General features: G+C 65.8%; 18 protein-coding genes and 1 pseudogene. 12 read left to right on the forward strand and 7 right to left on the reverse strand.

Translation table 11 applies throughout. From position 1 onward, the window contains the following. Positions 1-31: 31 nt before the first annotated feature. The 5 genes and pseudogenes from R0D99_RS02420 to R0D99_RS02440 all read right to left on the reverse strand — a co-directional run bounded on the left by R0D99_RS02420 (position 32) and on the right by R0D99_RS02440 (position 5231). On the reverse strand, positions 32-391 hold the full coding sequence (locus R0D99_RS02420) for a hypothetical protein (RefSeq protein ID WP_416365958.1): 360 nt from the start codon (positions 389-391) through the stop codon (positions 32-34). Positions 392-453: 62 nt separating this feature from the next. Next, positions 454-2421 carry a molecular chaperone HtpG gene (htpG, locus tag R0D99_RS02425; RefSeq protein ID WP_317749790.1) on the reverse strand — a complete coding sequence of 656 codons (1968 nt, stop codon included), beginning with the start codon at positions 2419-2421 and terminating at the stop codon, positions 454-456. Positions 2422-2548: 127 nt separating this feature from the next. After that, on the reverse strand, positions 2549-3565 hold the full coding sequence (locus R0D99_RS02430; protein ID WP_317749791.1) for an ABC transporter substrate-binding protein: 1017 nt from the start codon (positions 3563-3565) through the stop codon (positions 2549-2551). 22 nt (positions 3566-3587) lie between these two features. Next, positions 3588-4343, reverse strand: a pseudogene (locus tag R0D99_RS02435) (pseudouridine synthase); the annotation flags it as partial. A gap of 180 nt (positions 4344-4523) precedes the next feature. Further along, on the reverse strand, positions 4524-5231 hold the full coding sequence (locus R0D99_RS02440; protein ID WP_317749792.1) for a Crp/Fnr family transcriptional regulator: 708 nt from the start codon (positions 5229-5231) through the stop codon (positions 4524-4526). Between the two features lie 142 nt (positions 5232-5373). Between R0D99_RS02440 and R0D99_RS02445 the strand changes: the two genes are divergently transcribed. The 10 genes from R0D99_RS02445 to R0D99_RS02490 all read left to right on the forward strand — a co-directional run bounded on the left by R0D99_RS02445 (position 5374) and on the right by R0D99_RS02490 (position 16958). After that, a complete protein-coding gene (locus tag R0D99_RS02445) occupies positions 5374-7308 on the forward strand; it encodes an AMP-dependent synthetase/ligase (protein WP_317749793.1) in 1935 nt (644 codons plus the stop codon). Positions 7309-7361: 53 nt separating this feature from the next. Further along, the gene (locus tag R0D99_RS02450; protein ID WP_317751183.1) at positions 7362-8147 is read left to right on the forward strand and encodes an ABC transporter ATP-binding protein; all 786 of its coding nucleotides are present in this window, start codon (positions 7362-7364) and stop codon (positions 8145-8147) included. Between the two features lie 21 nt (positions 8148-8168). Beyond that, the gene (locus R0D99_RS02455) at positions 8169-9098 is read left to right on the forward strand and encodes a branched-chain amino acid ABC transporter permease (protein ID WP_317749794.1); all 930 of its coding nucleotides are present in this window, start codon (positions 8169-8171) and stop codon (positions 9096-9098) included. A 187-nt stretch (positions 9099-9285) separates the two neighbouring features. Beyond that, positions 9286-10362, forward strand: coding sequence for a branched-chain amino acid ABC transporter permease (locus R0D99_RS02460; protein ID WP_317749795.1), 1077 nt, complete (start codon positions 9286-9288; stop codon positions 10360-10362). Between the two features lie 217 nt (positions 10363-10579). After that, positions 10580-11899 (forward strand): ABC transporter substrate-binding protein, encoded by a 1320-nt coding sequence (locus R0D99_RS02465; RefSeq protein WP_317749796.1) that lies wholly within the window; start codon positions 10580-10582, stop codon positions 11897-11899. A 131-nt stretch (positions 11900-12030) separates the two neighbouring features. Further along, the gene (locus tag R0D99_RS02470; RefSeq protein ID WP_317749797.1) at positions 12031-12885 is read left to right on the forward strand and encodes an ABC transporter ATP-binding protein; all 855 of its coding nucleotides are present in this window, start codon (positions 12031-12033) and stop codon (positions 12883-12885) included. Between the two features lie 232 nt (positions 12886-13117). Continuing rightward, entirely contained in the window at positions 13118-14368 is a 1251-nt protein-coding gene (locus R0D99_RS02475; RefSeq protein WP_317749798.1) for a phenylacetate--CoA ligase family protein, read from the forward strand. 146 nt (positions 14369-14514) lie between these two features. Beyond that, entirely contained in the window at positions 14515-15504 is a 990-nt protein-coding gene (locus tag R0D99_RS02480) for a tripartite tricarboxylate transporter substrate-binding protein (protein ID WP_317749799.1), read from the forward strand. 64 nt (positions 15505-15568) lie between these two features. Further along, a complete protein-coding gene (locus tag R0D99_RS02485; protein ID WP_317749800.1) occupies positions 15569-15955 on the forward strand; it encodes a hypothetical protein in 387 nt (128 codons plus the stop codon). A gap of 46 nt (positions 15956-16001) precedes the next feature. Beyond that, the gene (locus R0D99_RS02490; protein WP_317751184.1) at positions 16002-16958 is read left to right on the forward strand and encodes a tripartite tricarboxylate transporter substrate binding protein; all 957 of its coding nucleotides are present in this window, start codon (positions 16002-16004) and stop codon (positions 16956-16958) included. A gap of 79 nt (positions 16959-17037) precedes the next feature. On the opposite strand, the gene R0D99_RS02495 is transcribed toward R0D99_RS02490, so the two are convergent. Continuing rightward, complete coding sequence (locus R0D99_RS02495) at positions 17038-17367, reverse strand: DUF1840 domain-containing protein (RefSeq protein ID WP_317749801.1); 330 nt, start codon at positions 17365-17367, stop codon at positions 17038-17040. A gap of 135 nt (positions 17368-17502) precedes the next feature. Next, positions 17503-17943 carry a MarR family transcriptional regulator gene (locus R0D99_RS02500; RefSeq protein WP_317749802.1) on the reverse strand — a complete coding sequence of 147 codons (441 nt, stop codon included), beginning with the start codon at positions 17941-17943 and terminating at the stop codon, positions 17503-17505. A gap of 182 nt (positions 17944-18125) precedes the next feature. On the opposite strand from R0D99_RS02500, the gene R0D99_RS02505 reads away from it, so the two are divergent. Then, entirely contained in the window at positions 18126-20288 is a 2163-nt protein-coding gene (locus R0D99_RS02505) for an indolepyruvate ferredoxin oxidoreductase subunit alpha (protein WP_317749803.1), read from the forward strand. Beyond that, positions 20285-21778, forward strand: a complete 1494-nt coding sequence (locus tag R0D99_RS02510) for an indolepyruvate oxidoreductase subunit beta family protein (protein WP_317749804.1) — start codon at positions 20285-20287, stop codon at positions 21776-21778. Before R0D99_RS02505 ends, R0D99_RS02510 begins: the two co-directional genes overlap by 4 nt.

Genomic DNA, 21778 nt, shown 5'->3' on the forward strand with positions numbered 1-21778 from the left:
TTCTCGGGGCCCGCCCTCCCGGCGGTGCGCATCAAGGCACGTTCCCGCTCGCGCCCTTGTGCGGGTCGTACAGCACGGTGCCTGTGCCCACGCCCGCACCGACGCGCGCGCCGCCCACCGGCACGCTGGCGCCCACGCCGGCGCCTGCCGAAACCTGGCCGTGCTGGTTGACGCCGACGCCCACGCCGACCGGGCCTATGCCCGTCCCCAGGCCGACGTTGACATTGCCGCCGGAGCCGACGCCCACGCCCAGCGATAGGCCCGGCAGGATGGGCACCCCAATGCCGACGCCCGCCGCGCAGGCGTTCAGCAGCCACGCGGTGCTCAGGACCAGCACCAAGTGGGCGCCGCGCCTGAAAGGGTTGGCTTGTGGCTTCAACGAATCATTCATGTTTCGCACCTAGTGGGTGAGGGCGGCCGTGCGCTCATGCGAGGCTGGGCCGCCCGCGGCGCTCAGGCCAGCAAGGCGTTGACCCGTCGCACATACGCGGCCGGGTCCGCCGGCAGACCGCCTTCGGCCAACAGCGCCTGATCGAACAGGATGTGGGCCAGGTCGTCAAAGTGCGCGCTGGTGTCGAGCTTTTTCACCAGCGGATGCTCGGGGTTGATTTCAAGCACGGGCTTGTTGTCGGGCACAGGCTGGCCAGCCTGCTTGAGCATGCGGGCCAGCTGCATGCTCATGCCGGCGTCCTTGACCACCAGGCAAGCCGGTGAATCGACCAGGCGCGTGGTGACGCGCACGTCCTCGGCCTCGTCCTTCAGCGCCGCTTTCAGGCGCTCGAGCAACGGCTTGACGGCTTCGGCAGCGGCTTCGGCGGCTTTCTTTTCAGCTTCGTCCTGCAAGTCCCCTAGGTCAACGGCGCCCTTGGCCACCGACTGCAGCGGCGTGCCGTCGAAGTCGCGCAGGTACGACAGCGACCATTCGTCGACGCGGTCGGTCATCAGCAGCACCTCGATGCCCTTCTTGCGGAACACTTCGAGCTGCGGGCTGTGCTTGGCGGCGGCCAGTGTGTCGGCGGTGATGTAGTAGATAGACTTCTGGCCTTCCTTCATGCGCGCCTTGTAGTCGGCCAGGCTCACCGTGGGCGTGTCGCTGGTGGTCGACGCGTAGCGCAGCAGCTTGGCGATGCGCTCGCGGTTGGCGTGGTCTTCGCCCAGGCCTTCCTTCAGCACGGCGCCGAATTCGCGCCAGAAGGTGGCGTACTTGTCGGTGGCTGGCGTATCGGCGGTCGCCGTATCGTTCTTGTCCTGCACGTCGGTCACGCCGTCGGCGTCCGTGCTGGCGGCGCCAGCGGCTTCGGCCTTGGCCATGTCTTCCAGCATGCTCAGCACGCGGCGCGTGTTGCCGTCGCGAATGGCGCGCACGTCGCGGCTTTCCTGCAGCAGCTCGCGGCTCACGTTGAGTGGCAGGTCGGCCGAATCGACCACGCCCTTGATGAAGCGCAGATAGCGCGGAATCAGCTGCTCGGCGTCGTCCATGATGAACACGCGCCGCACGTACAGCTTGATGCCGGCCTTCTTGTCGCGGTCCCAAAGGTCAAACGGCGCGTGGCTGGGGATGTACAGCAGCTGCGTGTATTCGGTGCTGCCCTCGACGCGGTTGTGGCTCCACGCCAGCGGCGGCTGCCAGTCGTGCGCCAGCTGTTCGTAGAAGCCGACGTACTGCTCTTCGGTCACGTCCTTCTTGGGTCGCGTCCACAGCGCCGTGGCCTGGTTGATGGTGTCCCATTCGCCGGTCTTCACCATCTGGCCGGGTTGGCCTTCTTCCTTGCCTTCTTCCCACTTCTCGCCCTCCATCTTGATGGGCAGGGCGATGTGGTCGGAGTATTTGCCGATCAGCTCCTTCAGCTTCCAGCCGTCGGCGAATTCGAGCGCATCGTCGCGCAGGTGCAGTGTCACGCTGGTGCCGCGCTCGGCGCGCGTGATCGGCTCGACTTCAAATTCGCCCGCGCCTTTGCTGACCCAACGCACGCCCTGGTCGGCGGCCAGGCCGGCGCGGCGCGATTCGACGGTGATCTTGTCGGCCACGATGAAGCCGGAATAGAAGCCCACGCCGAACTGGCCGATGAGCTGCGCGTCGGCCTTCTGGTCGCCCGACAGCTTGGAGAAGAAGTCCTTGGTGCCGCTCTTGGCGATGGTGCCCAGGTGCTCGATGGCTTCGGCCTCGCTCATGCCGATGCCGGTGTCGGTCACCGTCAGCGTCTTGCCGGCCTTGTCGAAGGTGATGCGCACTTCCAGCTCGGGCTGGTCGCCGTACAGCGACGGGTCGGCCAGCGCCTCGAAGCGCAGCTTGTCGCAGGCGTCGGACGCGTTGGAGATCAGCTCTCGCAGGAAGATTTCGGGGTTGGAATACAGCGAATGGGTGACCAGGTGCAGCAGCTGTGCCACCTCGGCCTGGAAGGCGTGTTTCTGGGTGCTCATGGGTGTGGAAAGAAAAAAGAAGAATCTCCGGCGGCCACGCGCCGCCGGCCATCCGCTCAGATGCGGCCAGCCGCCGCCGATTCAAGGCGGGGCCGATGCGCTTGGGCGCAGGCGGGAGCCGGGCTGCTTACTTGGGCTGTGCCTCGACTTCCTTCGTCCATCGTTCCACCAGGCGCCGGCGCTCGGCCGCCTTGCCGTATTTCTCAAAGTCGTATTTCACCAGCCGCACGCCGTCCAGGGGAGGGATGCGCGGGTCGGGCTTGAAGGTCTTGTTGGCTGGCACCTGCAGGCTGCCCACGGTGGCGCCGATCTTCTGGCCGTCGGCGCTCATCAGCCAGTCGTAGTACTTCTTCGCGTTGTCGGCGTTGCGCGCGCCCTTGACCAGCGCGATGCCGCCAATTTCGTAGCCCGTGCCCTCGCACGGCGCAGCCGACGACACCGGGAACTTGTTGGTCAGCCGCTCGTTGTCAAAGCCGAAGATGAAGCTCACGCCAATGGCCACCTCGCCCTTGGCCACGTTGCGCGCCTGTGCCTGGCCGCTGCGCGTGTAGGTGGTGACGTTTTTGTGCAGCTTTTTCAGGTAGTCGAAGGCGGCGTCCTCGCCCATCAGCTGCACCAGCCCAGCCAGGATGGTGTAGCCGGTGCCGCTGGAGCCCGGGTGCGAGGTTTCGATCTCGCCCTTGTAACGCGGGTCGAGCAAGTCCTTCCAGCACTTGGGCGGCGGCAGCTTTTTCTTCTTCATCACCTCGTCGTTCCAGCCGAAGCCGATGGCGCTGCTGTAGAAGCCGCCCACGCGGTTCTGGCTCATCGCGTACTGCCGCACCGCCCAGCCGTGCAGGTTGTCCAGGTAGGCAGGGCGGTACGCTTCCAGCAAGCCGACTTCGGCCGCCTGGTAATACGGGTCGCCCGTGCCGCCCCACCACAGGTCGGTCTTGGGGTTGGCCGCTTCGGCGCGCAACTGCGCCTGCGCTTCGCCGGTGGGCTTGTGTGTCTGGTTGACCTTGATGCCCGTGGCCTTGCTGAATTCGCGCGCCGCGGCCTCGCACCACGGCCCGTCGGTGGAGCAGATCGCGTTGACCACGCCCTGGGCCTGCGCGGCGGACGCGCTTGCTATCAAAATCAGTGCTAATGCGGCGCTTTTCATCAGGGCTTCCCTTCTTCTGGATTCAGAACGATTCATTGTGGCCCAGGTAGCGCCACTGCCCCACCGGCAATTGGCCCAGCACCACCCGCCCGATGCGGATGCGCTTGAGGCCCGTCACTTTCAGGCCCACCTGCTCGCACATGCGGCGAATCTGCCGCTTCTTGCCTTCGGTCAGCACGAAGCGCAGCTGCTCGGGGTTCTGCCAGTCGACCAGGGCGGGCTTCAGCGGCTGGCCGTCGAGCGACAGGCCGTGCCGCAGCCGCGCCAGCCGTTCGAGCGGAAAGGCGGCCTGCACGTTTTCGGTGACGTGGTCGTAGGCGACGCGGACCAGGTATTCCTTGTCGACGGTGGAGTCTTCACCGATCAGCGTGCGTGCCACGCGGCCGTCCTGCGTCAGCACCAGCAGGCCCACCGAATCGATGTCCAGCCGGCCCGCGGGCGCCAGCCCTTTCAATTGCGCAGGCGAAAAGCGGGTGCGGCTGGCGTCGCCCTGCCAGTGGCTGCGGGCGTTGATCAGCGTCACCGCGGGCTGGTGGCCGTCCTCGGCCTGGCCGCTGACGTAGCCGACCGGCTTGTGCAGCAGGATGGTGACGCGCTGCGCCTGCGCGGCTTCGGCTTCGCGCTGCACCGTCACGCGGTCCTGCGGCGTCACCTTGGTGCCCATGGCCGCCACCTGGCCGTTGACGCGCACCCAGCCGCGCTCGATCCATTCGTCGGCTTCGCGGCGCGAACACAGGCCCATGTCGGCCAGGCGCTTGTTCAGGCGCACGCTGCCAGACGCAGCGGCGTCGGACGCGGCGGCATGCTCGGGCCGGGGCGCGCGGCGAAAGGGGGAGGGCGTGGTCATGCGGTCAATTATGTAAAGCTACTAAAAATATAGCTGACTGCGCAATGCAGTCAAGCGCTGGCGCCTGATTGAATGATCAACATGCGCGCCGCGCGCGTGTGTCCAACTGCCCTAGAAATACCGAGTGCGCAACGCCCCCAGGTCCAGAATGCGCAGGCCGCCGTATTCGATGCTCAGCACGCCCTGCGCGGCCAGCGCCTGCAGCGCCTCGTTCACGCGTTGGCGCGACAGGCCCACCAGATAGGCCAGCTCCTGCTGCGTGATGCGCAGCACCTCGCCCACGCCGGGAAACAGCACCGGGTTGACCAGCGCCGCCAGGTTGCGCGCTACACGCTGCTCGGGCACGGGTGTGCGGTCGGCTTCGATGGCCAGGATGAACTGCGCCAGCCGCTCGTTCAGCTGGTTCATCACGAAGCGGTTGAAGCCGATGGAATGGTCCAGCAGCCAGTGAAAGGTGTCCAGCGGCAGCCCGGCCACGCTGCTTTTGCGCAGCGCCTGGATGTTGTAGCGGTAGGTCTCGCGCTTGAGCACCGTGCCTTCGCCGAACCAGCCACCGGGCGTGAGGCCTGAAAAGGTGATGGTCTGGCCCTGCGCGGTGTCGGTGCTCATCTTCAGCAGCCCGTCGAGCACGCCGAACCAGTAGGTCGCCGGCGCGCCGATGCGGCAGATCAGATCGCCCGGCTCCGCGTCGCCGATGCGCATGGCCGCCGCGGCGCGCGCGCGTTCGGCCGGCGTCAGGTGCGGCAGCCAGGGCACGTGCGCCAGCTCGTCGTCGCTCAGCGGACGCCGCCGCTCGTACAGGGAGAGGGCAACGGGCATCTACGGGTTATACCTAGGGAAATGGCTTGTCAATTGTCGTCCAAACGACAACATGACGTCAAAGTCAGGCCGTACTATTCGCCCCATTATTCAGCGGCCTGGCCAAGCACCCGGCAGCTTTCCCGAAGGAGACCACGCCCCTATGGCGACCACATTTCCCCGCTTGCTGCAAAAGCACGCCAGCGAGCGTCCGCAGGACCCGGCGCTGCGCGAGAAGGAATACGGCATCTGGCAAACCTGGAGCTGGCAGCGCGCGCTGGCAGACGTGCGTGCCATGGCCGGCGGACTGGCTGCGTTGGGCTTCACGCCCGGGCAGAACCTGGCCATCGTGGGCGACAACCGCCCGCGCCTGTACCTGATGTTCGTGGCCGTGCAGGCGCTGCGCGGCGTGCCGGTGCCGATGTACCAGGACGCCGTCGCTGCCGAGATGGCCTTCGTGCTGCAGGACGCCGAAGTGCACTTCGCCTTCGCCGAGAACCAGGAGCAGGTCGACAAGATGCTGGAGCTGCGCGAGTCGGTGCCCGGCCTCACGCACATCATCTACGACGACCCGCGCGGCATGCGCAACTACACGCAGCCGGGCCTCATCAGCATCGACGAACTGATGGCGCTGGGCAAGAAGCACGACGAGGCGCACCCGCAGCTCTTCGACGAATCGGTGGCGTTGGGCCAGTCCGACGACGTGTCGGTCATCCTCTACACGTCAGGCACCACCGGCCGCCCCAAGGGCGTGTGCCAGACGCACGCCAGCTTCATCGGCTCGGCCACGGGTGGCGTGCAGACCGACGGCCTGAATGGCAAGGACAACGTGTTGTCTTACCTGCCGCCCGCGTGGGTGGGCGACCACCTGTTCTCGCTGGCGCAATGGCTGGTGGCGGGTTTCACCATCAACTGCCCCGAGTCGAGCGAGACAGTGAACATCGACATGCGCGAGATCGGCCCGACGTATTACTTCGCTCCGCCGCGCGTGTTCGAGGGCATGCTGACCTCGGTGTCGATCCGCATGGAAGACGCCGCCAAGTTCAAGCAGTGGATGCACCACAAGTTCATGGATGTGGCCAAGCGTGTGGGCTCCGACATCCTGGACGGCAAGCCGGTGGGCGCGGGCGATCGCCTGATGTACGGGCTGGGTAACCTGCTGGTCTATGGGCCGCTGAAAAATGCCATGGGCCTGTCGCGCATCCGCGTGGCCTACACGGCGGGTGCGGCCATCGGGCCTGACCTGTTCCGCTTCTTCCGCTCGATCGGCGTGAACCTGAAGCAGCTGTACGGCCAGACGGAAACCTGCGCCTACGTCTGCATCCAGAAGAATGGCCACGTCAAGCTCAACAGCGTGGGCCAGGCCGCACCGGGCATCGAGCTGAAGATTGCCGACAACGGCGAAGTGCTGGTCAAGGGCGTGTCGGTGCTGAAGGAGTACTACAAGCGCCCCGACGCCACCGCCGAAGTCATCGACGAAAACGGCTACTTCAAGACCGGCGACGCCGGCGTGCTGGACCACGACGGGCACCTGCGCATCATCGACCGCGCCAAGGACGTGGGGAAGATGGCCGGCGGCGCCATGTTCGCGCCCAACTACATCGAAAACAAGCTCAAGTTCTTCCCGCAGATCAAGGAAGCGGTGTGCTTCGGCCACGGCAAGGACAAGGTCACGGCCTTCATCAACATCGACTTCGAGGCCGTGGGCAACTGGGCCGAGCGCCAGGGCCTGCCGTACGCCGGCTATGTCGATCTGGCCGGCAAGCCCGAGGTGCTGAAGATGATGGCCGAGTGCGTCGAAAAGGTGAACGCCGACCTGGCCAGCGAAGAGGGCATGGAAGACACGCAGATCGCGCGCTTCCTGGTGTTGCACAAGGAACTCGACCCCGACGACGACGAGCTGACGCGCACGCGCAAGGTGCGTCGCGGCTTCGTGGCCGACAAGTACGCCGTGCTGATCGACGCGCTGGACGCGGGCCGGCCCGAGCAATACATTGAAACGGCGGTCAAGTTCGAGGACGGGCGCACCGGCAAGGTCAGCGCCAACCTGAAGACGCTCGACGCCAAGATCTTCCCGCCTGTCAGGAGCGCCGCATGAACGCGCCTCAAGCCATGATGCCGCTGCCGCCCGACGCGCCAACGCTGACGCAGGTGCACGGAAAGAAAATCGGCGATGTCATCCTCGACATCAAGAACATCAGCCTGCGCTTTGGCGGCGTGAAGGCGCTGACCGACATCTCCTTCAACGTGAAGGAGCACGAAATCCGCTCGATCATCGGCCCCAACGGCGCAGGCAAGTCGTCGATGCTCAACTGCATCAACGGCGTGTACACGCCCAGCGAAGGCAGCATCACCTTTCGCGGCCAGACCTTCGCGCACATGAACAGCCGCCAGGTCGCCGAGATGGGCGTGGCGCGCACCTTCCAGAACCTGGCGCTGTTCAAGGGCATGAGCGTGCTCGACAACATCATGTCGGGCCGCAACCTCAAGATCAAGAGCAACCTGTTCATGCAGGCGCTGCGCATCGGCCCGGCCGAGCGCGAAGAAATCCGCCACCGCGAATTCGTCGAGCGCATCGTCGACTTCCTGGAAATCCAGGCCTATCGCAAGACGCCCGTCGGCCAGTTGCCCTACGGCCTGCAAAAGCGTGTCGACCTGGGCCGCGCGCTGGCCATGGAGCCGCAGGTGCTGCTGCTCGACGAGCCCATGGCGGGCATGAACGTCGAGGAAAAGCAGGACATGAGCCGCTTCATCCTCGACGTGAACGACGAGTTCGGTACCACCATCGTGCTGATCGAGCACGACATGGGCGTGGTGATGGACATCTCCGACCGCGTGGTGGTGCTCGACTACGGCAAGAAGATCGGCGACGGCACGCCCGATGAAGTGCGTAACAACGAAGACGTGATCCGTGCCTATCTCGGCACCAGCCACTGACCGCGCCAGGAGCAAGACATCATGGGATTTTTTCTGGAAACCCTGTTCGGCGGCCTGATGACCGGCATGCTGTATTCGCTGGTCGCGCTGGGCTTCGTGCTGATCTTCAAGGCCTCGGGCGTGTTCAACTTTGCCCAGGGCGCGATGGTGCTGTTTGCCGCGCTGGCGATGGCGCGCTTCTCGGAATGGATTCCGGCCAAGCTCGGCATCGACAACATGATCGTCGCCAACGTGCTGGCCTTCATCGGCGCCGGCATCATGATGTTCATCGTGGCCTGGCTGATCGAGAAGCTGGTGCTGCGCCACCTGGTCAACCAGGAAGGCGCCACGCTGCTGATGGCCACGCTGGGCATCACCTATTTCCTGGAAGGCGTGGGCCAGTCGCTGTTTGGCAGCGACATCTACAAGATCGACATCGGCATGCCGAAAGACCCGGTGATGGCGTTCGAGAGCCTATTCGAAGGCGGCGTGCTGATCAACAAGGAAGACCTGATCGCCGCGTTGATCGCTGCCGCGCTGGTGGCCCTGCTGACGGTGTTCTTCCAGAAGACCAAGACGGGGCGCGCGCTGCGTGCCGTGGCCGACGACCACCAGGCGGCGCAATCCATCGGCATTCCGCTCAGCACCATCTGGGTCATCGTCTGGTGCGTGGCGGGTGTGGTGGCGCTGGTGGCCGGCATGATCTGGGGGAGCAAGCTGGGCGTGCAGTTCTCGCTGGTCACCGTGGCCTTGCGTGCACTGCCGGTGGTGATTCTGGGCGGCCTGACCTCGGTGCCGGGCGCCATCATCGGCGGGCTGATCATCGGCGTCGGCGAGAAGCTGTCGGAGGTGTATCTGGGCCCCTACGTCGGCGGCGGCATCGAGATCTGGTTTGCCTACGTGCTCGCGCTCGTTTTCCTGCTGTTCCGCCCGCAGGGTCTGTTTGGCGAAAAGATCATCGATCGCGTATGAAATGCGCGATCACACCGCAGGTGCTTTGTGGCTTGCCGCAAAGAGAGGATTTTTCAGTGCAGGCTCACTTGCGAAGCAAGTTATGCCGGAGCTACAAGATCATCGATCGCGTGTGAGTTTGCTATTTATTTGCAAGCGCACTGCCCAGACAGCACGCCGACCTCAAGCATAAAAAGCGAGACAAATCATGTTTTACCGTGAAAACGGCCAGTTCAAGACCACGTACCGCGCCGACCAGCAGATCTTCCCCATCCTGCAGGATCGGGTTGGCGTGCTGCTGTTGCTGGCAGTGGCCTTTCTGGTAGTGCCGATGCTGGCCAGCGACTACTTTTTTCGCGCCATCCTGATTCCGTTCGTGATCATGGGTCTGGCCGCGCTGGGGGTGAACATTCTGGTCGGCTATTGCGGACAGATCTCGTTGGGCTCCGGCGCGTTCATGGCCGTGGGCGCGTACGGTGCGTACAACTTTTTTGCCCGCATCCCCGGCATGCCGCTGATTCCGGCGTTGATCCTGGGCGGCCTGTGCGCCACCGTGTTCGGCATTCTGTTCGGCCTTCCCAGCCTGCGCGTGAAGGGTCTTTACCTGGCGGTGGCGACGCTGGCGGCGCAGTTCTTTTCTGACTGGTTGTTCCTGCGCGTCAAGTGGTTCACGCTGGACTCTCCGTCGGGGTCTGTGTCGGTGAGCCAACTGCAGGTGTTCGGCATCCCCATCGACAGCGCGGTCAGCAAGTACCTGTTCTGCCTGACCATCCTGGTGGTGGTGGCCCTGCTGGCCAAGAATCTGGTGCGCAGCGCGATTGGCCGCGAGTGGATGGCGATTCGGGACATGGACGTGGCGGCTTCCGTCATCGGCATCCGGCCGATGTACGCCAAGCTCAGCGCGTTCGCCGTCAGCTCCTTCATCGTGGGCATGGCCGGCGCGCTGTGGGCCTTCGTCTACCTGAGCGCGTGGGAACCCAGCGCGTTCAACGTCGACCTGTCGTTCAAGCTGCTGTTCATGGTGATCATCGGCGGCCTGGGCTCCATCATGGGCAGTTTCTTCGGTGCAGCGTTCATCGTCGTGCTGCCGATTTTCCTCAACCAGTTTCTGCCCTGGGCGGGCAGCCTGTTCGGCGTGGCGGTATCCACGGCGACGGCTTCGCACATCGAGTTGATGATCTTCGGCGCGCTCATCGTGTGGTTCCTGATCGTGGAGCCGCATGGCCTGGCCAAGCTGTGGTCGGTGGGCAAGCAGAAGCTGCGCTTGTGGCCGTTCCCGCATTGACCATGAGACACCCCCCCTGAGTCGCTGACGCGCCTTCCCCCCCCCTCCGGTTCCCGAGGGTGGACAACGCCGATGCCCGGCGCAGGTCCGGGCATGGCGTTCGCTGGCATGGCCTGCGCCGCGGCCTTTCGACTCATGTATTGGCGTTGACCCTGACGTCCGCTTTCTCACCGAACCGTTTTTTCGTTGTTTCAACTGTTTTTCCAAGGAGACATTCATGAAGCTTTCCAAGACCCTGATTGCCGCCGCCGTGGTGGCGGTGTCGTCGGTCGCCACCAGCGCCTTCGCGCAGGCCGAGCAGTTCTTCCCGCTGCTGTCGTACCGCACCGGGCCTTATGCGCCCAACGGCACGCCCTGGGCCAACGCCAAGCAGGACTACCTGAAACTCATCAATGCGCGCGACGGCGGCATCAACGGCGTCAAGATGACCTGGGAAGAGTGCGAAACCGGCTACGCCACCGACCGCGGCGTGGAGTGCTATGAGCGCCTCAAGAGCAAGCCCGGCATCACCTTCATTGACCCGCAGTCCACCGGCATCACGTTCGCGCTGACCGAGAAGGCCCCCGCCGACAAGATCCCGCTGATGACGCTGGGCTACGGCCTGTCCGTGTCGGCCGACGGCAACGCGTTCAAGTGGAACTTCCCCATGATGGGCAGCTACTGGACCGGCGCCGACATCCTGATCCAGCACATCGCCAAGGAAAACGGCGGCCTCGACAAGCTCAAGGGCAAGAAGATCGCGCTGGTCTATCACGACAGCCCGTTCGGCAAGGAGCCGATCCCGCTGCTGCAGGAGCGCGCCAAAATGCACGGCTTCGACCTGTCGCTGCTGCCGGTGACGGCGCCGGGCGTCGAGCAGAAGGCCACCTGGCTGCAAGTGCGCCAGAGCCGCCCGGACTACGTGCTGCTGTGGGGCTGGGGCGTGATGAACTCCACCGCGCTGAAGGAAGCGCAAGCCACCGGCTACCCGCGCGACAAGATGTACGGCGTGTGGTGGGCCGGTGCCGAGCCTGACGTGCGCGACGTGGGCCAGGGCGCCAAGGGCTACCACGCCCTGGCGCTCAACGGCTCGGGCACGCAGCCCAAGGTCATCCAGGACATCCTGGCCCAGGTGCACGGCAAGGGCCAGGGCACCGGTCCCAAGGACGAAGTGGGCAGCGTGCTGTACACGCGCGGCCTGATCATCCAGATGCTGGGCGTCGAGGCGGTGCGCAAGGCGCAGGAACGCTTTGGCAAGGGCAAGGTCATGACCAGCGAGCAAGTGCGCTGGGGCCTGGAGAACCTGAACCTCGACCAGAAGCGTCTGGACGCGCTGGGCTTCGGTGGCGTGATGCGTCCGCTGCAGACCACCTGCGCCGATCACATGGGCTCGACCTGGGCACGTGTGCAGACCTGGGACGGCGCCAAGTGGGTGGTGGGCAACGACTGGTATCAGTCCGACGAAGCCATCATCAAGCCCATGATCAAGGCGGGTTCCGAAAAGTACCTGGGCGACAAGAAGCTGGCGCGCCGCCCGGCCGGCGACTGCAACAGCTGATCGTCAAGTACCGGCCGCGCACTTCGTTGCGCGGGCCGGCTCCCGACCCGCCTGAGCGGCGGGCAGCGCCTCCACCGAGGCGCCAAACGACAGGGACCTTCCGCCCTGTCGTTTGGTAGGAGACAGTCCGAATGAACACCCCGCAATCCCAGGTCGACACGGCTGCGCAAGCGGACGAGGCACCGCGCAACGTGATCCTCACCGTCAACGGCATCGAGGTCATCTACAACCACGTGATCCTGGTGCTCAAGGGCGTCTCGCTCAGCGTGCCCGAAGGCGGCATCGTGGCCATCCTGGGCGGCAATGGCGCGGGCAAGACGACCACGCTGCGCGCCGTGTCCAACCTGCTCAAGGGCGAGCGCGGCGAGGTGACCAAGGGCACCATCGAATACCGCGGCGAGCGCATCGAGAACCTGAGCCCGGCCGACCTGGTCAAGCGCGGCGTGGTGCAGGTGATGGAAGGCCGTCACTGCTTCGCGCACCTGACGATCGAGGAAAACCTGCTCACCGGCAGCTACACGCGCAAGGACAAGGCCGAGATCGCCCGCAACCTGGAAAAAGTCTACACCTACTTCCCGCGCCTCAAGACGCGCCGCACTTCGCAGGCGGCGTACACCTCCGGCGGCGAGCAGCAGATGTGCGCCATTGGCCGCGCGCTGATGACCAACCCCAACATGGTGCTGCTCGACGAGCCTTCGATGGGGCTGGCGCCGCAGATCGTGGAAGAGGTGTTCAACATCGTCAAGGACCTGAACAGCAAGGAAAAGGTGACGTTCCTGCTGGCCGAGCAGAACACCAACATGGCACTGAAGTACGCCGACTACGGCTACATCATGGAAAGCGGCCGCGTGGTGATGGACGGCAAGGCGAGCGACCTGGCCAGCAACGAGGACGTGAAGGAGTTCTACCTGGGCGTGGGCGGCGGCGAGCGCAAGAGCTTCAAGGACGTCAAGAGCTACAAGCGGCGCAAGCGCTGGCTGGCTTGACGCCCACCCCCGAGGCGCTTCCGCGCCTCCCCCTCAAGGGGACGCATCCAGCGGGCGGGCCAAGCCCTTCCGCGGGTGCGCTCGAAAAGGGCGGTAGCTGCAACGGTGGTTTGAGTGGGTGGTCAGTGGCCAATGAGCCGGCAAGGCGGCCCGCGTTTTGATTTTCTTGAGTCTTTTGGCTCCTGGCGCTGATGGATAAAGCGCAGTTAGCTACGTAATCAATAGCATCATCATGACCGAATTCTTCGACGCCCTCGAATCCCGCGACCCTGCCGTGCGCGAAGCCGCGCTGATGGCGGCGCTGCCGGCGCACATTGCCCATGCGCAGGCGCACAGCGCGGCGATGCGCGAAATCCTGGCGGGCGTCGATGCCGCCAGCGTCACCTCGCGCGCCGCGCTGGCGCGCTTGCCGGTCACGCGCAAGAGCGAGTTGCTGGCGCGCCAGCAGGCGTCGCGCGCAGCGGGGCGTGACGCTTTCGGCGGCTTCGCGGCCATCCGGTATGGCGCCGCCATGCCGCGCCTGTATGCCAGCCCCGGCCCCATCTACGAACCCGAAGGCACGGCGCGCGACTACTGGCGCGCCGCACGCGCCATGTTCGCGGCGGGCTTTCGCGCCGGCGAGCTGGCGCACAACGCCTTCAGCTACCACATGACGCCCGGTGCCTTCATCATGGAAAGCGGGGCGCACGCGGTGGGCTGCACCGTGTTCCCGGCCGGCACCGGCCAGACCGAGCAGCAGCTGCAAGCCATTGCCGAACTGAAGCCCCACGCCTACATCGGCACGCCCAGCTTCCTGCGCATCCTGGTGGAAAAGGCGGCCGAAACCGGTACCGACATGTCCAGCATTACCAAGGGGCTGGTGGGCGGCGAGGCTTTCCCGCCCAGCCTGCGCGACTGGTTTACCGAGCGTGGCATGGCGATCTACCAGAGCTACGCCACCGCCGACTGCGGCCTGATCGCCTACGAGACCGCCGCGCGCGAAGGCCTGCTGCTGGACGAAGGTGTCATCGTCGAGATCGTGCGCCCCGGCACCGGCGACCCCGTGGCCGAAGGCGAAGTGGGTGAAGTGGTGGTCACCGTGCTCAACCCCGACTACCCGTTGGTGCGCTTCGGCACGGGTGACCTGTCTGCCGTGCTGGCGGGGCCGTGTCCCACGGGGCGTACCGCCACGCGCATCAAGGGCTGGCTCGGCCGGGCCGACCAGACCACCAAGATCCGCGGCATGTTCGTGCACCCGGGCCAGGTGGCTGAGATCGTCAAGCGCTTCCCCGAAGTCGGGCGCGCCCGCCTGGTGGTGAGTGGCGAGATGGCCAACGACCGGATGAAGCTGCTGGTGGAATGCGCCAGCGCCGAAGGGCTGGGCGAGCGCGTGGCCGAGGCGGTGCGCGACGTCACCAAGCTGCGCGGCGAAGTGGAGGTGGTGGCGCCCGGCAGCCTGCCCAACGACGGCAAGGTCATCGAAGACGCGCGCAGCTACCAATGAAACCCGGCGCCCTTGGGTCTGAAAGGGCGCTTTGCAAGGGTGGGGCTATCCCTGATGGGCATCAGTACACCCCCCGGATATACCGGCGCGTTATCCGTGGGTACTATTCCTGTTTTTTCGCCATTGTTACAAGGAGCTTCCGCCAAATGACCAAGCTGTTCAAGTTGACCGTTGCCGCCGGTGCCGCACTGCTGGCCGTGGGCGTGCAGGCCCAGACTTTCCCCGCCGCCGGCAAGACGATCACGCTGATCGTGCCCTTCGCCGCTGGCGGCCCCACCGACAAGGTGGCGCGCGACCTGGCCGAAGCGCTGCGCAAGCCGCTGGGCGGCGCCACCATCGTGGTGGACAACGCGGCTGGCGCGGGCAGCACCATTGGCACCGCCAAGGCCGGCCGCGCAGCGCCAGACGGCTACACACTGCTGGTCACGCACGTGGGCATGGCCACCACGCCCACGCTGTACCGCAACCCGGGCTACAAGTACGACGAATTCGAATACCTCGGCCTGATCAATGAGGTGCCGATGGTGGTCGTGGCCAAGCCCGCCATGGCGGCCAACAACTGGAACGAGCTGAACACCTGGATCGGCCAGAACAAGGGCAAGCTGAACCTGGCCAACGCGGGCCTGGGCAGCGCATCCCACCTGTGCGGGCTGATGCTGCAGAACGCGCTCAAGACCGACATGACCACCGTTCCCTACAAGGGTACGGCACCCGCCATGACCGACCTGATCGGCGGCCAGGTCGACATCATGTGCGACCAGACCACCAACACCACCAGCCAGGTCGAAGGCAAGAAGATCAAGGCCTACGCCGTGACCACGGCCAAGCGCATCACCACCCCGGCGGTCTACAAGGACCTGCCGACGCTGGACGAGGCGGGCATGAAGGGCTTCAACGTGTCGATCTGGCACGGCCTGTACGCACCCAAGGGCACGCCGGCCGCCGTCGTCAAGACGCTGAACGACGCGCTGAAGGTGGCCTTGAAAGACCCCGACTTCATCAAGAAGGAAGAAGGCCTGGGCGCCGTGGTGGTGCACGACGCGCGCAACAACCCGGCCGAGCACAAGAAGTTCGTGGCGGCCGAAGTCGCCAAATGGGGCGCCGTTATCAAGGCCGCCGGCCAGTACGCCGACTGAGCCACGTTGCTGGCATGAACGCTGCGCCGGTGGGCGCGGTGGTCTGCGGCCGGATCGCTGACCGATGACCGCCGCACTGCGCGTGGTCGACTCGATCACCGAACTGCGGCCGCATGACGCTGGCTGCATCGCGGTCAGCGGATCGCACGGCGGCATCAGTTCGGCGCAGTACGCGCTGGCCGCGCGCCCGTTGCTGGCGGTGTTCAACGACGCCGGCGTGGGCAAGGACGAAGCGGGCCTGGCCGCGCTGTCGTTTCTGCAGGGCCATGGCATCGCGGCCTGCACGGTGGCCCACAGCTCGGCCAGAATAGGTGAGGCGCGCAGCACGCTGCACGATGGCGTCGTCAGCCACTGCAACGCCTTGGCGCAGCAACTGGGCTGCGTGGCCGGACAGAGTTGCCGCGCGCTGATCGAATCCCTTCATTCGCTAGGAGACCGCCATGCGTCTTGAATCCCTTCTTTCCCGCCGCTCCATCCTCGCGGCCAGCGCGGTGGCCATGGCTTGCGTCAGCACGGGGGCCTGGGCCCAGTCGGGCTGGCCGAACAAGCCGGTGAAGATCGTTGTGCCCTTTGCCGCCGGCGGCACCACCGATATCCTGGCGCGCGCAATGGCGCCCGAGCTGAGCAAGGCGTTCGGGCAGCAGTTCATCGTCGACAACCGCGCCGGTGCGGGCGGCAACGTCGGTGCCGAGATCGTCGCGCGAGCGCCGGCCGACGGCTACACCCTGCTCATGGGCACCGTGGGCACGCATGGCATCAACCGCGCGCTCTACCCCAAGCTGCCGTACGACCCGATCAAGGACTTCGCGCCGGTGACGCTGGTGGCGGGCGTGCCCAACGTGATGGAGATGAACGCCGACAAGGCCAGGCAACTCGGCATCAACAACGTCCAGGACTTCATCAAGTACGCCAAGGCCAACCCTGGCAAGCTGAACATGGCGTCCAGCGGCAACGGCACCTCGATCCATCTGGCGGGCGAGATGTTCAAGCACATGACGGGCATCTTCATGACCCACGTGCCCTACCGCGGCTCCGGCCCGGCGCTGATGGACCTGGTGGGCGGCAACATGGACGTGATGTTCGACAACCTGCCGTCGTCCATGCAGCAGATCAAGGGCGGCAAACTCAAGCCGCTGGCGGTGACCAGCGCCAGGCGCTCCAGCGCACTGCCTGACGTGCCGACCGTGGAAGAAGCCGGCGGCCCTGCGCTGAAAGGCTTTGAGGCCAGCAGCTGGTTTGGCCTGCTGGCACCGGCTGGCACGCCGGCGGACGTCGTGTCGCGCATTCAGCAGGAAAGCGCCAAGGCGCTGGCGTCACCTGCCGTGCGCGAAAAACTCGAGGCCCAGGGAGCGATTCCCGGCGGCAACACACCGGCCGAGTTTGCCAAGATGATCGCCGACGAACACGCCAAGTGGGCCAAGGTCGTCAAGGCCTCGGGCGCCAAGGTCGACTGAGCCGGTCGGCTGCCGCGCCTGAGCGCGGCCTGGCGGGCAGCCTTGCCAGGCCGATGCGATTGTTCGATTCAGAGGGGCGTCACACGCCCCAGACGACGTCCTTGCCCGCGGCCACGGTTTGCTTCAGCAGGTCAAGAAACGGCCCGGCACGGCGGCGCAGCGACACGCCATCGCCCTTGGCCACGGCATCTTCGTCCAGCTTTTCGTCGTCGAACGCGCCTTGTCCTTGCGCCTGAGCCTCGCGGGCGGCGATTTCCTTGTTGATCGCCTCGATGGCGCCCGGAATCTGGTCCTTGGTGATGATGCCGGTGGCGCCCGGCGCCTTGCCGATGATCTTCAGCAACTCTTCCGCGTTGGGCTGCAACATGATGACTTCGGCACACACGGACGACTTGAACTTGTAGAGCATTGCTAAACCTCCAATAACGCTGGTTGAGAGCCGCAGCCTCCAGACGGCCGGCCACAGCCATGATTGTGCCTTTGGTTTGAAGCGGCGCTGAGCGCTGGGTGCGCCGAATCCGTGCGCGGATGGAGGCGCTGCTTGTCAGGAATCGGCTGCAGGCATGCCATCGGGCGGATGCAGCGCGATGATCCGTTGCAGGGCCAGTTTCAATGCGGCGGACTGCTCTGATCCGAATGGCTGTAGCACTTTGGCCTCGTGCTCTCGCGCCAGGGCGATCAACTGGGCGACCAGCCTCGAGCCTTGGTCGGTGATGCGTACCAGCGTGACGCGGCGGTCGTTCGCGTCGTCGATGCGCACGACTTCGCCGCGCTCCACCAGGCGATGAATGATGCGCGTGACAGTGGGCTGCTTGGTGACGGAGACGCGGGCCAGTTCGCCTGTCGACAGCGCGCGGCCGCCTGCCAGCGATGCCAGGACGCGCCACTCCGTGACGGTGAAGCCATGCGCCAGCACGATGCGATGGAATTCACCCGAAATCAGCTGGCTCGCCTGCGCCAGAAGGGCGGGAAGGTAATCGTCCACGAAGGCGGGAGTCCGTTCGCAGGGGGCTGGCGTGACAGGGGGCATCAACTGAAACGAGAGGGTCGCGTGCCTTCGGGAAAGTCCCTACCCGCCGCGTATATGCATTTAGATGCATCAAGAATACAGTGCGATTTATATTCATTTGGATGAATTAAGTCGATTGTCTACGCACTGCAACCACCATGGCTGAGCGGTCTTTCGTTGAAGAGGTCAAGAAGCTGCGCCTGGGCGAAGGCGAAGTCTTCCGGGGCGAAGGCATCCTGGCCGTGACCAAGGCCTTGCTGGAATCCGGCGTGGCCTACGTCTGCGGCTACCAGGGCGCGCCCATTTCGCACCTGATGGACGTGCTGGCCGACGCGCAGGACATCCTGACCGAACATGGCATCCGCTTCGAGAACAGCGCCAGCGAAGCCACCGCCGCCGCCACGCTGGCCGCCTCGGTCAACTACCCGCTGCGCGGCGCGGCCACCTTCAAGAGCACCGTGGGTACTAACGTGGCGTCCGACGCGCTGGCCAACCTGGCGTCGGGCGGGGTGACAGGCGGCGCGCTCATCATCGTGGGTGAGGACTATGGTGAAGGCTCGTCCATCATGCAGGAGCGCAGCCACGCCTTTGCCATGAAGTCGCAGATCTGGCTGCTCGACCCCCGGCCCAACCTGCCGTCGATCGTGAAGGCGGTGAAGGACGGCTTTGCCCTGTCGGAAGCCAGCCACACGCCGGTGATGCTGCAGTTACGCATCCGCGCCTGCCACGTGCACGGGCAGTTCGTGGCCAGCGACAACCAGCGCTCCCCGTTCACGCTGCAAGAAGCGCTGGACCAGCCGCGCCGCGACGTCAGCCGCATCGTGCTGCCGCCCGCCAGCTTTCAACACGAGCAGGAAAAGATCGCCGACCGTTGGCCCGCGGCGGTGCGCTTCATCGCCGAGCATCAGCTGAATGAATTTTTCTCTGAGCACGCCGACGACATCGGCATCATCGTGCAGGGCGGCAGCTACAACACGCTGCTGCGCGTGCTGGAGCGCCTGGGCCTGGCCGACATCTATGGCGAGAGCCAGGTACCGCTCTACGTCATGAACGTGGCCTATCCCGTGGTCGACGAGGAAGTGGTGCGCTTTTGTGAAGGCAAGCGCGCCGTGCTGATGGTCGAAGAAGGGCAGCCCAACTTCATCGAGCAGAACGTGGCCGCGATCCTGCGCCAGCAGGGTTCGACCACCGCGCTGCATGGCAAAGACGTATTGCCGAAGGCGGGCGAATACACGGCGGCGCAGGTCATGCGCGGCGTGCGGGCCTTTCTGGCACGCGTCGGCCGCAGCGCGCCTGTGGACTACCGGCTGCCCGAGCGGCAGATTCCGGTGCAGGCCGCATCCGCATTGCCCGCGGCCCCGGTGCATGCAAGGCCGCCTGGCTTTTGCACCGGCTGCCCCGAGCGCCCCATCTTCACCGCCATGAAGCTGGTCGAGCGCGAACTGGGTGAACATCACGTCAGTGCCGACATCGGCTGTCACCTGTTCTCCATCCTGCCGCCGTTCAACCTGGGCAACACCACCATGGGCTACGGCCTGGGCGCGGCCGGCGCGGCGGCACTCACCGTGCCGGCCGGCAAGCGCGCCATCAGCGTCATGGGCGACGGCGGCTTCTGGCACAACGGGCTGACCAGCGGCATTGCCAATGCGGTGTTCAACCGCAGCGACAACCTGACCATCGTGGTCGACAACAGCTACACCTCGGCCACAGGCGGGCAGGACATCCTGTCGTCCGCCGCCGCGAACCCCACGCGCAGCACGGGCCACGCCATTGAGGCGGCAGTGCGCGGTGTCGGCGTGACCTGGGTGCGCACACTGCGCCGCACCTACGATCTGGGCGGCATGGTCAAGGCGCTGCGCGAGGCGCTGACCACGCCGCAGACCGGCCCCAAGGTGCTGATCGCGCAGAGCGAGTGCATGCTCAACAAGCAGCGCCGCGAAAAGCCGTTGAAGGCCAAGGCCGCCGCCGCGGGCGAGCGCGTGGTGCGCGAGCGCTTCGGTGTCGACGCTGATGTGTGCACCGGCGATCATTCCTGCATCCGCCTGTCGGGTTGCCCCTCGCTGTCGATCAAGCCCAACCCCGATCCGCTGCGCACCGACCCGGTCGCCACCGTGCTCGATTCCTGCGTCGGCTGCGGCCTGTGCGGCGAGGTGGCGCACGCTGCGGTGCTGTGCCCGTCGTTCTACCAGACGCGCATCATCAGCAACCCCAGCCGCTGGGAGCGCTGGCGCGCCCGCCTCAGCGCGGCGGTGATTGCGCGCTTGCAGCGCCGCGCCGAACGACGGCGCGCGCGGCTGGCCTGGCCCGAGGTGGCGCCATGAGCGCGCAGCCGATCAAGATCGCCATCCTGGCCATGGGCGGCGAAGGTGGTGGCGTGCTGGCCGACTGGATTGTCGACCTGGCTGAGCAGAATGGCCATATTGCGCAGACGACCTCGGTGCCCGGCGTGGCGCAGCGCACGGGCGCGACCATCTACTACCTGGAGCTGTACCCGCGCGCCGCCGCCGACGCGGACGGGCGCGCGCCGGTGCTGGCCATGATGCCCTTGCCGGGCGACGTGGATGTGGTGCTGGCGTCCGAGGCCATGGAGGCTGCGCGCGCGGTCGAGCGCGGCCTGGTGACGCCCGAGCGCACCACACTGATTGCTTCCACCCACCGTGTCTACGCCATTGGCGAGAAGATGGCCATGGGAGACGCGCGCGTGGACAGCGCGGCGCTAATCGAGCAGAGCCGCCGCGCGGCCCGACGGCTGGTGGTGTTCGACATGGCGCGCACTGCAGAACAGGCGGGCAGCGTGATCAGCGCCGTGCTGTTCGGCGCGCTGGCCGGTGCGCAGGCGTTGCCGTTCGAGCCGCAGGCGTTCGAAGCGACTATCGAACGCGGCGATGTCGCGGTTGCTGCAAGTTTGAGAGCGTTCCGCGCAGGTCTGGCAAGCGCCAACGGCCAGAATGATTCGATAACAGAGCCTGCGCGCGCCAGCGGCCCGCGCACGGAGTCATCGCCCGGGCAAACCGATCCGGGCGTGGCGGCGCTGGTCGCACGCGTGCAGCAATTTCCCGCCGATGCCCGCTCACTCGTCACCGAGGGCGTGCGCAGGCTGGTCGATTACCAGGACGTGGCATATGCCGCGCTCTATCTGGATCGCCTGCAGTCACTGGCATTCGTCCCGTCGGTTCAGGTCGAGGCCGCGCGTCATCTGGCGTTGTGGATGTCCTACGAAGATACCATTCGCGTCGCCGATCTCAAGACCCGCTCCGCGCGGCTGGCGCGCGTGCATGATGAGTCGCGGCGCACGGCCGGGCAACTGGTGCAGGTGCAGGAATTCCTCAAGCCCGGCATGCAGGAAATCTGCGACACCTTGCCGCCGTCGCTGGCGCGCTGGGTCGAGGGGAGCGGGGCGCTGCGTCGCTTGATCGAGCGCGTCACCCAGGATGGCAGTGTCGTGCGGACCAGCTCGCTGACGGGTTTTCTGCTGCTCTACGGGCTGGCCGGCTTGAGGCGCTGGCGGCGCGGCACGCGTCGCTTTCAGCTGGAAAACCAGCGCATCGAGCAGTGGTTGGCACAGGCTGTGAACGCGGCGCGCATCGATGCGCCGCTGGCCATCGAAATCCTGCGCTGCCAGCGGCTGCTGAAAGGTTATGGCGGCACGCATGAACGCGGCTGGCACAATTTCAACGCCGTATTGAGCGCTGCGCTCGAACAGCCCACCGCGGCGGCGCACACGCTGCGAAACTTGCGCGACGCTGCCCTGGCCGACGAAGGGGGCGTAGCGCTTGGCGCGGCGCTTTCGGGCCTGAAACCCGCTTTATGA

Source organism: Ottowia sp. SB7-C50, assembly GCF_033110285.1.
Classification (GTDB): Bacteria; Pseudomonadota; Gammaproteobacteria; order Burkholderiales; family Burkholderiaceae_C; genus Ottowia.